Origin of the sequence: Paenibacillus mangrovi (genome assembly GCF_022898935.1) — a bacterium.
GTDB classification, from domain to species: Bacteria; Bacillota; Bacilli; order Paenibacillales; family Paenibacillaceae; genus Paenibacillus_AQ; species Paenibacillus_AQ mangrovi.
Window position 1 is genome coordinate 110,720 of sequence record NZ_JALIRP010000012.1, and the last position, 15,326, is coordinate 126,045.

Genomic DNA, 15,326 nt, shown 5'->3' on the forward strand with positions numbered 1-15,326 from the left:
CTCCTTTTTACCAACCTTCTCCATTGAGCATATTGAGCCACTCTTGAGCATTAGGTGCTCCCTTATATGTAGGCAATATCCCGGCTTTACCACCTAAATTAAACGGAAGATCCCATGACGCCGCATACTCCTTATCTACAGATAGTGGAAGGAAATATATTTCTGCTGCTGCACCAATACCTCCACCTAAATGTAACTCTGCATATTTTGTATCATGTTGTAATGTTGCTTCTCCCACAAACAGTGCTCCAAATGCACCACCTTCATTCATAGTCCAACTACTCATTTTCCCTTCTAAGTCGTTGTTTAAAGAAATCCCTCCGGTAACCGTTGCACTTGCACCTGCTTGCCCATAACTTGGAATGAAATATAGTTTTATCTTATTATTTTTGACTTCGACTCCTATCTTGGCTCCAGCATATATTGATGCTCCAGCTTCAGCTTTTATATAGGCTGAAATTCCGACATGATTTACAGATCTTATTCTGTTTGCCCAACCGTGCATACTTTCTTGATAAGCTGTCCAATATTCAACTTTGTTGTATATAGTGCCGGTACTTTTCCCTGATTCTATACGATCTATCATTTGTTGAGCATACCACCAATTTCCTTGGGCTTCCTTTATTTTCTCAGCAGCCTTGACAGGATCTGTCGGAACAGGTAGTGCTGCTCCAAAGCTATCTTTGTAATGTCCACTAGGATCAATCCACCTTAAAGGATTATTCTCCACATACACATACAGATTCTGGCTTAGAGTGTTACTCAATTGCCCTTTATAAGTATCCTCACTCACAAACCGTCCAATCTCTGGCTGGTAATAGCGAGCTCTCGCATATGTCAGGCCGTCATTGTAACCATATCCCAGACCAGTATAGCCAAACAAATTATCCGGACCCGGCCAGTTCAGGTCGAACTTCTTGTCGTCCAGAGGGATGCCGAATTCGTCGTAGTGGTAGCGTGCCGATACGCGGCCGTCTTTCTCTACCAGCCCCATTACACTGCCGAGTGCATCCTGCATATACCAGAGCGTCTTCGGCTGTGTGCCCGGTTCGGCTCCACCCTCGCCAGGTGATGGTTCCCAACCATTATTATCGTCATATGCCGGCAGATACGTCATGCTTAACCGTTCTCCGCCTGCTCCGTATACGTAAGACTGCTTCCACTTACTGTCGTCTGTTTCTGCGACCTGCAGCGGCTCCGGAAGCGCAAGACTCACGTCATTGGTAAAGTTCAGCTCCCAATGTTCCTTCTTATACTGCTTCTCCCAGCCGTCCCGAGGGCCGCCTGGATGCATATCCGGATATTCTTCATCGTACTGGCCGCACTTTTTGGCTAATCCAGGGGGAATGAATCCTGGTGGTACAACATGGCATTTATCCTTCCCGTTACCGTTGCCGTTGTTACCATTTCCGTTATTGCCATTTCCGTTATTGCCATTTCCGTTATTGCCATTTCCGTTATTACCGTTATTACCATTACCATTACCATTCCCATTCCCATGTCCTTTGCCGCCATGGGCGTAATCGATCGTCATCTTCATCCGATTGCCGTCGCCGTCATAAGCGTATTGAGTGACGTCGCCGCGCTCGTTCGTTTGCCGGATCAGCCTGTTAGCCCCATCCCATGCATATTGCTGGATCATTTCCGGAGCAGACCATTTTCCGACGGAATCCATCAAACCAAGAGGTGCATCTAGTCCATGGATCGGAAGCCCTGCTGCTGGATCATCTGCCGGCTGATCATAAACGTTCGCTGTGACGGTCGGATCTGCATACGTAGCCCCAGCAACCGTTTTTAGTGTATCCGGAAGCTGAAGGCGCTCCTGAATGACCTCCAGCAGATTGCCCCGCGGGTCATAACGATAATTGTTAATTTCGGTGCCGCTCGTCATCTGAAGCAAACGGCCCGCCGCATCATACGTGTAGTTTTCCGTGTCCGCCAGGTCGCCCCAACTGCTGCTCTTTGTCGTCCGGTTGCCAACAACGTCATATTGGTAGCTCGTGATGGACGGCAGCCCCGCTTCCTCGTTCTGTCTTTGCACCTGAACAAGCTGGTTTAATGCGTCGTATGCGTAATCGGTAATGATCCGTTTCTCTTTGTCGTTGGTGTCGTCATCGTCTTCGTCATTGCCGTCAGACATACGCTCTGTCCGGATCAAGTTCCCTGCCGGGTCATAGGCATACGACATTTTCTCCAGAATCTTGCCGAACTGATTCCGGTGGGTTAGATCCACGAGTTGACCGGCATCGTCATACCGATAATTGCTTTCCCCGAGCGTCGGAAGATGCTTGGACACAAGCAAGCCTCTGGCGTCGTACTCATAGGAAGTGGTTCTGCCTGCCGCGTCAGTCACGGAAGTCATCCGGTCAAGCAAGTCGTATTGGTAGCTAACGGATGTTCCGTCCGGGTATTCAACGCGGCTGCGCTGGCCGGTAGGCGTCCATTCATAGCGAATCGTCCGTTTATTCGGATCCCTGACCGATATAAGCCGGTTCAATGCGTCATAGGTATACGTCGTCATGCCCAGGTCGTCCGTCATCTGCGTTCTACGGCCTGCGGCATCATATTGGTATCCGACATGTTTGCTATCCGGATACTGGATTCCGGTCAAACGGCTGAGCAAATCATATGCGTAGCTTGTTACGGTCCCATCCGGAGAGGTCATGCCCGTAACATTGCCGACGCTGTCATACGCCAGCTCCGTGATCCGCTGATCCGGAGCAATCTCCCGGATCAGGTCGCTGCGCCGGTTATACTGGTACCCCGTCACGCGACCGAGCGCGTCCGTCTTGGAGATGATGTTGCCTAAAGAATCGTAAGCATAAGCCGTTTTATTGCCCAAGGAGTTCGTCACTTGCGTAAGCCGTCCAAGCGGGTCATACGCATAGGTCGTTGATTGTCCCTTGGCGTCCGTCAAACCGGTCAACAGGTCGTGGGCATTGTAGGCAAACTGGGTTGCTTGGCCCAGCGGATCGACCATTTTGGTAACGCGGTTTAGCGGATCATATGCATAAGTCGTCGTTTTCCCTGCTTCATCGGTAGACTGGACGACCCGTCCAAGCGCATCCCTCGCGATCGTCGATACCGAGCCGAGCGGATCAATCGTCTTGACGAGAAGACCGCGTGCGTCGTACTCCATCTTCCACTCCGCTCCATTAGGAGCAGTCATGCGGATAAGACGTCCAGCACCATCATAGCTATAGGCCGTCACTTGTCCAAGAGCATCTGTCTGCGCAGTCAATTGTCCCAATGGGTCATAGGTGTACACCACCGCATGCCCGAGCGGATCGGTTTCCTGCGTCAACCGTCCGGCACCGTCATAACTGAATCGGGTAACGCCACCTTCTGCATCCATGATCTGGACCGGAAGGTTTCGCCGATCGTATTCGATCCGGGTTTCCGCGCCGCTTGCTTCACTCTGGCGAATCAGGTTCCCGTTGCCGTCATATTCATACTTGCTGTCATTTCCCTCCGGATCGGTTGCCGATGCGATCCGATTATTGTCATCGTATGCATAGGCCGTCTCGGCCCCTTTCGGGTCGGTTACTTTGATCAGGTTGCCGATGGCATCATATTCGTATCGGGTTACGCCCCCCAATGCGTCGGTTTCTTTGGACAATCTGGCATAGCTGTCATACGCATATGTTGTCTTCGATCCCGCCGAATCGGTATAGCCGGTCAGGTTGCTGTCCTTGTCATATTCGTAACGTTCGACCTGCCCCAAGGCGTCGATTCGTTTCGTAACCCGGTCGCGCGGATCGTATTCGAGGCTCGTCCGCTGTCCGAGCGCATCGATGATGTCGGTTACCCGGTGCAGAGGGTCCCGGACCATTTCCACCCGGTTGCCGAGCGGGTCCTTCATATAACGGGCAAACCCGTTCGGGTCATTTTCTATTGTCGTCGTTTCGCCACTCGGGTTCACCACCGCTTCCGCGATGCCGCGGTCATTCACCACAATCTTCGAAACGCCGCCAAGCGGATCGGTTATAGTCGTCAGATTGCCTTTGCCGTCATAACCGAGCATCGTTTTATTCCCCAGCGGGTCAACCACTTCCTCCGGAAGATTGAAAGCATTGTACCGGATTTCGGTCTGATAGCCTTCCGGATCCTTCGCCCGAATCAGGTTGCCGCTGCCGTCGTACATATACTCCCATACGTTGCCGTTGCGGTCCGTCTTCTGGATCATGTTGTCGTTCGCATCGTAAAGGAAGCGTTCAGTTGTTCCATCCGGATACGTGGTCGCCGTTTTACGGTAACGATCATCGTAGAAGTGCACGGTTTTGCGGCCTAGCGCATCGGTTGTGATCGTCTTCTTCTCATCCGGGAAGTACTCGATATCTCCCCATGCTCCAGAAAAATCACGCTGGCGAACGACCCGGTCCTGGTCGTCATATTCGTTAATGAGAGACATCGTTTTATTCGGATTGTTAATCTCTGTCATCCGGTGCTTCTCATCATACGTATACGTAATCCGCGCACCGTCTGGAAGAATCATGGCCGTAAGATCATGGTTAACGGCATCATACTCATAAGCCGCATAGCGGCCTGTCTGGTCTGTTACCCGAACGACCTTGCCGCCGTCCCCATAAGTCAGCGACAGCTTAGCTCCATCCGTTGAGACTTCGGTAAGTAGACTGCCTGTATATGACAACTGAATGGTGTTTCCATTGGCATCGGTAATCCGGAACAATTTGCCGTCTTTCCGGTAGGTATAGGTCCACTTCTGCGGCGTTTGCTGCGTGAAGGTACCATCCGCATTTTTAACGAGCGTATCGTACTGACCTTCCATGCCTTTATAGCGGCCGCCGCCTTCCGGTTCGAACCGGAAGCTTGCACCCTCTGGAGACACGGCATAAAGTACCCCGCCCTCATGGAATTCCAACTTCCGTTCATACGTATGGTGCCATCCAACCCCGAAATCCCCGTCATACCTGTCACGACTGTGATACGTAAGCGTCATGTCGAGTGGCAAAAGCGCCTGAACATCGATATTCGTTTGGTTGAAAATGAAATCGCCTGTGGATAGGTTAATCGGATCGAATGCGGCGGCAAAAGGATATCCGTTTCGTCTACCGAATTTCTCCCGAATCCTGCTATCATCATCCCTGCCGATCTCGCCGGCTTGCCGCGGATTCAATATGAGCAGATTGATATCCTTATCCATCGGGCCGTAACAGACCTGGCCGTTGCAATCCTCCACGGGGAAGCCATTAAAATCGGCAATATCGGCGATCTTCTGAACGATGGCGTCCTTCATGATGACGTTATAATAATAGCTGGCGACGACCGCCCAATTGACGCCCCACGAAGGCGACTTGTAGCGCAGAACACTCAGCGTCTCCGATGCATTCGAACGCTTTTTGTCCAGATCCCTTGTTGCAAAGGCTTGAATTTCCGCGATTTCATAAACAGGCAGCTTAACCTTGATCTGCCACTCGCCGACGTATTTCCCCGGCTTGTTATCGTCCCGTTCAGGAAAATCGGTAAAGTAGGTGTTGTCTACCGCAATTTTTTTCGCCCAGTCGGATGTGATCGGACGAACCGGAATATTAGCGGCAAGTGTTTCAACCGTTCCATCATCTACAGTAGTGTTATTGTCCACCCGGCGGATCCGCTTCATCTTCAGCTCCACTTTGGTGCCGATTTCCGCGATCCCGCGAATGACATGTTCCTCACTCGCCGGATCAGGCACGATCTCCATACCTTTCGGCGCCGGCGGATTGGGATTTATAATTTTGACTTTGCCATCTTTGCCGTTATTCGGGAACCGTTTCGGCGTAACTTTAATCTGGTAATTGCCTTCCGCAACCGGCTTCCCGTTGACTTTGCCGTCCCATATATACTTGTTATTTACCAGGGTCGGATAGGTTTCTTCGTGCAGAACGGCAACGGTAGAACCGTTTTGTTCCAAACTGATGATCGTTTCATGCGACTGCTGCGTATCATCATTCGGATCAGGATTATCGAACCTGAAATTGACCTCCGTCTGCCCCCCGTATACGGAGCTGAACGAATCAGGATCAAGGTGGAGCGACGTTTCCGCAAATGCTCTCGGCAAGTGCTGAGAAGGAACCAAGGGAATTCCTGCGATTAAAATGATGAATGCGAGCAGCGTCTTACCGACAGTTCCAAGTCTGTGCAAACGGGCTTTAAGACCTCTGGACTTCAGTGTCTTAATCATTGAACACTTCCCCTTTCATCGCCAGCCATCGATAAATGACCATCGCCGCCTCGGCTCGTGTCGATGTTGCTCCCGGATTTAGACGATCCCCATTCCCCTTGATCAAGCCGCTTTTGATCGTTGCCTGTACGGACGGCTTCGCCCAATCCCGGACAAGCCCGGCATCCTTATATCCGGCGAGTGAATCGCTCTGTTCATCTTTCTGCAAGCCTGCCGCATTCGCCAGCATCACCATCATCTCTGCCCGGGTAATCGGAGCACTTGGCTTGAATAAGCCGCCTTCATATCCTTTAATCCATCCTGCTGCCGCCGCCTGCTCTACCCAATCGGCAGCCCAATGATCGGCAGGAACGTCGTGGAAGGAATGACGATCCGTAGACTTGACTTCAAGCCCTGCGGCTTGAACCAGCATCTTGGCAAATTGGGCGCGAGTCACCGGTTGCCCAGGTTCAAACGCTCCATTTTCCATTCCGTTTACGATCCATCTCGAAGCCAGCACTTCCACTTCCTTTTTAGCCCAGTGGCCGTTTATATCCTTAAAGGAAGGCGAGTACAGGAAAATGCCGTACAATCCCGGCTCCTGAACCTTGGTGTGCACGGTTTTCCATAATGCATCAACCGTTCCCCCACAATAAACCCAGCGACCAGAGCTCTCATCAAAGCGGTAAATGCCCGCACGGTTCGCCATGTCAGCATTATTCAGGGACTGCTCCAGTTCAAAGGTTAATGAAGCAGGCTTCATCAGCTTGGCATCGGCCGTCCACTTCCACGCAACGCCTGTCCAGGACAAGCCTTTCGGAAGCTGATCGGAATGGATGTTGCTGATCTTTTCCAACGTTACCCGGGTATCGGACTCAAACGTTCCCTGGTCGAATTCGAGCCGGACGGCTTGTCCCTTTGCCGCGACGCCTCCACTCGGCCCAATCACGGTGTAGTCTGTCTGTGTGCCGCCACTTGCCGGCGGAGAATCCGTCTTCTCTGTTCGGATAATCTCACGGCTAACCAATTTCCCGTTATTCACGAATGCAAGCTTATCCCCATTAAAGCCTATGAATCCTGTAGGTTTCGTCAAGCCCAAGCTGTATGTTTGGCCGCTCTTCAAGTCCACGGCGCGCATGATCGGTGTATCACCGGAAGCTTCTAACCAGACAGCCGTTCCGTTAGAGATACTCATTTCTACATATTCGTACTGACCACGCTTCACAGGCTTCGTCAGATCTACCGGCTTCGGATTACTGCTGCTTAAATCTATGTATGTGTACTTCCCTCTTCCGTCCAGGTCGCTCTGCATCCACAAAACCTCTTCGCCGTTATAAACGAAACGTGCTACATATTCGGTATATGGCAGGTCCACAATTTTGCTATGCTTGCCTGTGGCAATGCTATATTCGTATAAATCTCCGTCTTCTCCGCCCTTGTAGATAACACGTCCATTCTTGACCACAGGATCACGCCCCAGGCCTAGGTCTGTTAACGTTCCGGTTGCCAGATTATACAGACTCATTGTATAGGATGGAAAGGTCTGCCAGACAACATCATTGACATCCATCGACGGCGTGCTGTTCTGGCCTGTGTTTTGGTTAAGCTTGGTTTCTTTTTTCGTACTGACATTGTAGCTGTATACGTCCCAATTCAAATTCACGGCATCATCGCTGTCATTCCGTTTATCGATCCAGACGACGGTTGCCTCCCCTTTTCCATTGATGCCGACGTTAGGCGAATCAGTCATCTTTCCGTGGGTCGTAATCGCCTGGGTCTGTCCGGTTCTAGTATTTCCATAAAAAATTTGACCTCTGAGTTTACCACTGTTTCCACGCCACACCACGTGTTCGCCATCGATCTTGATGTTGCTACCGACGATCGACAACGATGAAGTTTCATCCTTATAGGTATAGACGGTCTCTGCAGAAGCAAGCTGCCCTTCGGGGATCACCCCCCCTAACAATCCCGCCGTAAGCAGGACTATTATCCATTTTTTAGTTGCTTTGTTCATGTTTTTCCTCCTTTGGACAGCAAAAAACCAAGCTTACTGAGTAACCCGGCTATCTGGTCATGAATAGGCTTTCATGACGGAAGACCCGTGGCTTTGCGTCCCCGACTTTCGTACGGGTTTGCCTTTGTTCAAATACTTGGTTTAGTGCTTTTTACATAGTACAAATAATCTATTAAACACCCAATATTATACATAGGGTTACAGATAGTGACAATATCAGTAATGATATATAGTTCTATATACCTATGTAAGCAAAACAAGTCTATATGAAAGGTTCTGAAGAGACAGTATCAAAAGGTTAACAAAGGTTGACAGGGGAAAAGAACGAAAAAAAGCCGGGTCGATCATCAGGTGAATATCCTGGAAATCGTTCGGCTTGGTGGAAACATGTATTCAGATATAAAATTTGGTTCAATTTGATTACTATAAGCTATGCGTTGGAAGCAAGGAGTATACGTTCGTATCATAAGGAACATGATTTTGATACATATAATTTCTAAGAACACCTTCTTTTTCAAAACCCAATTTGGTTAATAACACATTAGATGCTTTATTTTCTGTAAAAACAACGGCTCCAATACGAGTTAAACCAAGCTCATTAAATCCGTATGATATCACTTTTAGAACAGCTTCAGTAGCATACCCATTTCCCCATTGATCAGGTAAAAATGCATAAGCTATTTCAGCTCTCTTATGTTCAGAAGACCAGTCTTGAAATCCAATCGTTCCAATAATCCCTTCTCTTTCTTTGATTTCAATCCCCCATTTAATTCCTCGTTTTTCCTTGTGGTTGTTTGAAAAATTCTTAATAATATTCTTAACCTGTTCTATATTTGTTAATGGATTTTGCCCATAATAACGTAGTACATCCTCATTTGAAAAACAATTCAATATCCCTTGTGCATCATCTTCTATTAGTTCTCTCAAGATTAGTCTTTCTGTTTCTAATATAGGAAACATTCTCCCACTCCTTTTGCTTTCACTTGTTCTTCTAAAATACTGTATAGTAATGCCGAGCGATCACCAGGTGAAATGCCTGGAAATCGTCCGGCTTGCATCACATTTTATTTGCTTAACGACAAAACATTGAAAACCCTAAATTCTAAATGTCTCCTACGCGCTCAGCTGTCATTAGCGAAAGGGTTAGACTAAGTGCTCCCAATATACACAGTACAGCAATGACATGATTAGGATCTATATTGAACATCGGAGAGAAATTAGGCAGCTGCATAGATGCAATAGAGCAAATAACTGCTGGAACTACAGCTTTTTCCAAAATTCCAAAGGTAAAAAGCGGAATGAAACTGATCAAGGTGATAATAACGGAACGAACAATCATACCACCCAAATACGTTGTGATATCCGAAGAAGTCAATTGCCATGTAAAAATTGAAAACATCCCGTCTAAGACATATGTTGCTATACCGGATAATAAGAAGGATACGATCGTGGCAAGAATAACAAGAAGGGAGATCAACAGCACTTTTGCCAAAAACAGCTTTTGACGGCTAAGAGGATATGTGAAAGATAGAAAGATCGTTTTATTTTTATATTCTTCGATGAAAACTTGATTGATCAAAGACGCTCCGAACAGGACCCATCCCATTTGGATGGATTGCATGAGCACAAAAAACGAATCAAAACTTTTTCCAAAGTCTGGATTTACCGTCTTAACGAAAAAGGTTGGCAAAAATAACATGACAAGCAAATAAATGGCCAGTTCAATCATGATCATGCTTTGCTTTAATTTTCTCCATTCCAATCCCATTAATTTAAACAACGTTGCCACCCCCATGAATTTGCTCATAATAATAATCTTCCAGTGAGCTCGTATGCTTGAGTATTTCCTCAATCCCTATATCATGGAGAGCTAACATTTTTGAAATATCAATTTGGGATATAGATAAATCGTAGATCCGAATGGTGTTCCCTTGGATGATTTTCATATTCGAGATTTGAAGCTCATTTTCAAGCAAATAAACTGTTTTTTGCACATCCGTCGTCACAAGCTCAATGTAATCTGTTCGCTGTTTGCGTATTTCCGCCATAGTAACTTCATTCAATAGTCTTCCGTGATTCATGACTCCGATTCTGTCGACGATTTGTTCCATTTCCCCCAAAATGTGACTTGAAAGCAGAAAGGTAATCCCATATTCCTTGTTCAGCATGCGGATCAAATCACGAATATCTTTGATTCCAATAGGATCTAGCCCATTTGTGGGTTCATCTAGAATAAGGAGCTCAGGCTTTGTAATCATCGCTCTGGCAATCCCAAGCCGCTGCTTCATCCCAAGCGAAAAATCCTTTACGAGCTTATCCTCGACCCCTTTCAAATGAACCATATCCAAAGCTTCCTTTATGGCGTGCTCATCGTAAAACCCTAAATATTCACAATGAATCTTCAGATTCTCAAGCGCTTTTAAATGTTCAAAAAAGATCGGATATTCAATAATGCTCCCAACACGTTTTAAAGTATTCTTCAACTTTGCTGTCAGCCGTTGACCAAACAACTCGATCTCCCCGCTGGAAGGCAAGGTGATTCCAGTAAGCATTTTCATAATGGTCGTTTTTCCCGCACCGTTTTGCCCCAGAAAACCGTATATTTCCCCTTTTTTGATCCGAAGATTAATATTCGAAACGATCTCATGCCCTTTCACTTTTTTCGCGAGCCTATTTGTTCGAACAACGTAATCCATAATTTGGCCTCCTTTCGTATCTACTTTTATCATAGACAGTAAGTATCTCTTATCTCTTTCCCAATCCTTACAAATTTCTTAAGAAATACAAAAAGGGCGTTTCCCCTTGGATAGACTAATACGTGATTCGTTTAAAAGTGCAGGTAAAGACTGTTTTATCGTCGGGTTTGCTTCTCAGCTGGATCGAACCCTTCATGGCTTCCGTCAGCCGTTTCGTAATACTTAAACCAAGGCCGCTTCCTTGAAATTGCGGGTTTCTGGCATCATCGAGCGTATACAGCCTTTCAAATACCCGTTCTTGATGCACCTCGGCTATACCCTTACCTTTATCCCAAACGTCAACAGCAATCCAATCCCCATCTTCACGAACCGTTAAACCGAGTACCCCCCCGTCACTTCCATAGCGAATGGAGTTCGAGATCAGATTGCTTAGGATTCGATTTAATGCATCTTCATTTCCGAGGATGTACAAGGATTGCTCTGGAATGTCTAGCTCCACCTGCAGGCCCTTAGATTGCAACAATCCATAAAATTCCAGAACATTTCTTCGGCAAACTTCATTAATTAGGATCTTGTTGAGCGGAATCGCATAATCATCCGACTCAATTTTCACAAGATCAAAAAACTGATTCATTAAAGTGATGAAGCTTAACATTTTTTGATGTAGACGGTCAATGATCTCAAGGCGTTGTTCTGTAGTCAGATTTTCATCCAGCTTTAATTTTTCAATATAGACTAATATAACGGTCAGAGGCGTTTTAAAATCGTGTATCATGTTGGAGAGCATTTTCCTGGAGCTTTCTTTGGTCCTGGTATAATCGGCAGCTACTTTTTGGTTATAATCCAAGAGGCGGTTGATTTGAACAAGGAGAAGCTGAATGGTTCGCTGGTCAGTCATGAGGAATACTTTTTCCGCTGATCCTTGCTTCATAATATTAGCTAAAATTTCGTTTATTTCGTTAAGGTTTCGAATCGTATTTTTTCTGGATAAAAATTGCCACAGGTTCAGGACAGCTAAAATGATGATAATTACACCGAGTACAAGTACCAAAAGCTACTCCCCCAATTTATATCCGATTCCCCAAATGGTTTGAATATACTTTGGTTTGGATGGGTCCTCTTCAATTTTTTCCCGAAGTCTGCTGATATGTACATTGATGACATTTTCATTTCCGAAATAGTCGTCTTCCCAGATGAAATGATAGATTTGCTCCTTCGTAAATGCTCGGTTTTTATGGGTCATAAACAGCTTTAATATATGAAATTCTTTGGAGGTAAGCTGTACGAATTTGCCGTTAACTTGTGCGGAAAAGGTACTTAAATCAAGCGAGAGGCCTTTAAAATGAAGGATCTGTGATGTGGTGGATGGATTCTCTGCGGCTGGCATATATTGGGTTACTCTCCGGATCGCAGCATGTACCCTGGCGGTTAGCTCAATCATGGAAAAGGGCTTGCTGATATAATCGTCTGCTCCAAACCCAAGACCTAAGGCTTTATCCAATTCGCTTCCTTTAGCCGAAAGGATCAATACGGGAATCAGGGTTGTTTCTCTTATCTTTTTTAACAAGTCCAACCCATTTAATTTAGGCAGCATTAAATCAAGGAGGATTAAATCGAGCTTCTCTTGCTCGACAAAAGCCAAAGCCTCCTCCCCATCAAATGCGGTGAGCGCCGTAAAATTTTCTTGTTCCAAATGATTTTTTAACAATTTACTTATTTCTTGGTCATCCTCAACAATCAAAATTGTTTTCAACATACTTCCCCCCACTCAATGAAATAACTCGTGATAAAACTTCTCCCGGCCTAAATGATCCAGGTAATCAATCTTTCTTTTTTCATAAAAATCTTCGGCGTCTCCCCTGTCCCAGAACCAAAGGCAATCAATACAAATACTCAGCTTATATACATCAAATAAATGCTTCTTCTCCACACTGCTAAGCGGTCTGAATTTCATGTATTCTTGTACAACTTTCTTCGCTTCCGTTAAGTTGAGGACTTCATATTTATCATGGGTCCAAGCCCACGATTCCATCAATCCAACGAGGTCAAAAAGAAGATACGTGTAATTCGCATCATCAAAGTCCAGTAAAGCAACAAACTCATCATTTTGATAAAGAATATTAGATATGTGGAAGTCCGAATGGCAAATTCCCATGGGTAAGGATTCGGGAAGATCCAGATTACGTAATACATTCTCTAACCACATCAATTTCTTCTTTCCATTTAATGAATTTATGCGCTGCTCCGCTTGTTCAAGGCAAAAATCTACATTATAGTTCCAACGGCTTTCCTTATGCATTGGCGAATAATTTTGCGTAAGCTTGTGTAATTCAGCAGCCTTTTGAATCAGTGTACTTTTCTGTTGTTCATTCAATTCTTGCGTCATATGATGACCTTCAATGTAATTAGATACGACATAAGGTTTGGAATGATAGACTCCCACAAAGCTTCCACTGTTATTTCTATATGGGTATGGACTGGGATAATTGTTGTTTTTCAAGTAATGAAGCACATCTGTCTCGAATAAGACCGAATTTACAGAGCGACTTTCATAGTATCTGAATATAAAAATTCCTTTTGATGTACGAATCTTGTAATTGGTTTGAACGGTTCCTTCTTTAATAGGTGTGGCTTCAATGAAATCCCCAAGCTGATAATTATGGAATAGTTGTTTAAATTCTTCGTTTGTGAACTCTGTCTTAACAGCCATAAGAATGCAACATCTCCTTATATAAACCTATATATATTATAACAAAAGCCGAGCAGTCATTCGGAAATATATTCCGATACCGCCGGCTTTGTCGTTTGAAACTTATAATTCAGAAACCGTCACACATTCATATCCTTCTTTTTTTAGATATTTTAAAACGGGTTCTACAGCTTCTACAGTGGTTTTATGAATATCATGCATCAGGATGATTGAACCGTCCTTCACATTTTCTTTAACGATCTTTAATATTTGATCTGGATTATGCGATTTCCAATCCAAGGTATCAATGGTCCACAAGACTGTAGGCATGCTGATGGCATTTTCAACTGCCTTATTTCTGGCACCATAGGGTGGCCTAAACACCGTCGGTTCTCTTCCAGCGGCGCTTTTTATGGCCTGATTGGTTCGTTCCACTTCCTGGATCGCTTCTGCTGTACTTAGGGTTGTAAGATCCTTATGGTCCCAAGTGTGGTTACCTAGCTCATGTCCTTGATCTGCGATCTTTTTAACCACATCCGGATAGAAATCAACCCTGTTTCCGAGCATAAAGAAGGTCGCTTTGGCATCATACTTTTTCAGTAATTCAAGAATCTTTAACGTGTTTTTAGGATGCGGTCCATCGTCAAAAGTAAGAGCCACTCGTTTTACGCCCTTAGAAGAATGTTTATCTATATCCGTTTTTTCACCTTTGGCTATGTTCTTATCATCTGAATTTTTTGGAGTCTCTTTTTTATCATTTTTAATCTGTAGTTTCTCTTTCCATTCATCGGTTAGGAGATTTTGCATCTGATCCAGCGGAATCGAAATTTTGGGCATACCGGCCGCTCCGGCAGTGACCTCATATTTATCAAATTGAAAAACAGCTGACTTACCCTTTAAATACATGCCTTTAAAATGATTGTCCGGATCTTGTGCCCAATTCTCTAACTCGCCTTCCAATAGTAAAGGGCTGTATTCTTTCGACTCCTTGAATGCCTGATTTAAAAGTACATATAACTGTTCCCGATTTTGTTTCGTATCCTTGAAAATTTCTGTTGGTTGAATAAAATCTCCCTTTTTCGTATCTACTAAATAAACCTTTCCTTTTTGCTGTGCGTTGGCACCTACGACATAATTTTCCTCAGAGAATACAATGGAATACACATTCTCCATTACGGGATAGATTTCCATAGATAAAGATAGCTCAGGCACATAGTCTTTTATATATTTCTTATTCTCATCGACCTTCGCCAGGAAATCCTCTTTGATAGACGATACATATCCTTCTATTTCCGCATTTGCCTTTTCCCCTTTAAATTTCGGATAGTGCATGGCAATGTTGTATTTCTTGGTCTCTGTTATTTCTGTAACTAAATCTACGCCTGGATATTTTGAAGCCTCTATGATGTTTTTGTCATTGATAGCTTCACTAGCTGAATCGTCATGACCTTGTAGTATAAAGTAGACTAGATATCCTACTACAAAAATGCCCAGTATTAATAAAATACCATAGGTTACTTTTCTCATGTTCATGTTCCACTCTCCTGCTGCCTTATTTCCTTGTATGAGAAATTTCTATCCAATTAAATGAGTTCTCATTGTAACACATCATAAACATAGAATAGTTTAAAGAAACGTAATCTCTTCCACCTTATCAAAACGAAAAAAGCCGATTTTTCCTACGTTAAGGAATCATCGACTTTCGGAACAGTCCATATCGGATGTTCCCCATACACATCAAAATAGCTATATATTTTTAGAATATAA

At 45.0% G+C, this 15,326-nt stretch carries 9 protein-coding genes and 1 riboswitch; all 9 genes read right to left on the reverse strand.

Features of this window, described 5'->3' with window-relative positions:
• Nucleotides 1–7: 7 nt before the first annotated feature.
• On the reverse strand, nt 8–6,181 hold the full coding sequence (locus MUG84_RS22975) for a DUF6531 domain-containing protein (RefSeq protein ID WP_244729375.1): 6,174 nt from the start codon (nt 6,179–6,181) through the stop codon (nt 8–10).
• On the reverse strand, nt 6,174–8,174 hold the full coding sequence (locus MUG84_RS22980; protein WP_244729378.1) for an S-layer homology domain-containing protein: 2,001 nt from the start codon (nt 8,172–8,174) through the stop codon (nt 6,174–6,176). The genes MUG84_RS22975 and MUG84_RS22980 overlap by 8 nt, the downstream gene beginning before the upstream one ends.
• Before the next feature lie 36 nt (nt 8,175–8,210).
• Nucleotides 8,211–8,307: riboswitch (cyclic di-GMP riboswitch) on the reverse strand.
• Between the two features lie 290 nt (nt 8,308–8,597).
• The gene (locus tag MUG84_RS22985) at nt 8,598–9,134 is read right to left on the reverse strand and encodes a GNAT family N-acetyltransferase (RefSeq protein WP_244729380.1); all 537 of its coding nucleotides are present in this window, start codon (nt 9,132–9,134) and stop codon (nt 8,598–8,600) included.
• A 142-nt stretch (nt 9,135–9,276) separates the two neighbouring features.
• Nucleotides 9,277–9,981, reverse strand: a complete 705-nt coding sequence (locus tag MUG84_RS22990) for an ABC transporter permease (protein WP_244729382.1) — start codon at nt 9,979–9,981, stop codon at nt 9,277–9,279.
• Nucleotides 9,947–10,870: an ABC transporter ATP-binding protein gene (locus MUG84_RS22995; RefSeq protein WP_244729385.1), complete on the reverse strand. Its 924-nt coding sequence runs from the start codon at nt 10,868–10,870 to the stop codon at nt 9,947–9,949. Before MUG84_RS22995 ends, MUG84_RS22990 begins: the two co-directional genes overlap by 35 nt.
• 115 nt (nt 10,871–10,985) lie before the next feature.
• A complete protein-coding gene (locus tag MUG84_RS23000) occupies nt 10,986–11,921 on the reverse strand; it encodes a sensor histidine kinase (RefSeq protein ID WP_244729387.1) in 936 nt (311 codons plus the stop codon).
• A gap of 3 nt (nt 11,922–11,924) precedes the next feature.
• Nucleotides 11,925–12,626, reverse strand: a complete 702-nt coding sequence (locus MUG84_RS23005) for a response regulator transcription factor (protein WP_280521466.1) — start codon at nt 12,624–12,626, stop codon at nt 11,925–11,927.
• 12 nt (nt 12,627–12,638) lie between these two features.
• Nucleotides 12,639–13,580 (reverse strand): homoserine kinase, encoded by a 942-nt coding sequence (locus MUG84_RS23010; protein WP_244729389.1) that lies wholly within the window; start codon nt 13,578–13,580, stop codon nt 12,639–12,641.
• 102 nt (nt 13,581–13,682) lie between these two features.
• Entirely contained in the window at nt 13,683–15,092 is a 1,410-nt protein-coding gene (locus tag MUG84_RS23015) for a polysaccharide deacetylase family protein (RefSeq protein WP_244729391.1), read from the reverse strand.
• Between the last annotated feature and the right edge of the window lie 234 nt (nt 15,093–15,326).

What these genes read in the sequence shown, in the direction of transcription:
- MUG84_RS22975 (WP_244729375.1), bottom strand. Translation starts at nt 6,181, where the DNA reads ATGATTAAGACACTGAAGTCCAGAGGTCTTAAAGCCCGTTTGCACAGA.
- MUG84_RS22995 (WP_244729385.1), bottom strand. Translation starts at nt 10,870, where the DNA reads ATGGATTACGTTGTTCGAACAAATAGGCTCGCGAAAAAAGTGAAAGGG.
- MUG84_RS22990 (WP_244729382.1), bottom strand. Translation starts at nt 9,981, where the DNA reads ATGAGCAAATTCATGGGGGTGGCAACGTTGTTTAAATTAATGGGATTG.
- MUG84_RS23005 (WP_280521466.1), bottom strand. Translation starts at nt 12,626, where the DNA reads ATGTTGAAAACAATTTTGATTGTTGAGGATGACCAAGAAATAAGTAAA.
- MUG84_RS22980 (WP_244729378.1), bottom strand. Translation starts at nt 8,174, where the DNA reads ATGAACAAAGCAACTAAAAAATGGATAATAGTCCTGCTTACGGCGGGA.
- MUG84_RS23010 (WP_244729389.1), bottom strand. Translation starts at nt 13,580, where the DNA reads ATGGCTGTTAAGACAGAGTTCACAAACGAAGAATTTAAACAACTATTC.
- MUG84_RS23015 (WP_244729391.1), bottom strand. Translation starts at nt 15,092, where the DNA reads ATGAACATGAGAAAAGTAACCTATGGTATTTTATTAATACTGGGCATT.
- MUG84_RS22985 (WP_244729380.1), bottom strand. Translation starts at nt 9,134, where the DNA reads ATGTTTCCTATATTAGAAACAGAAAGACTAATCTTGAGAGAACTAATA.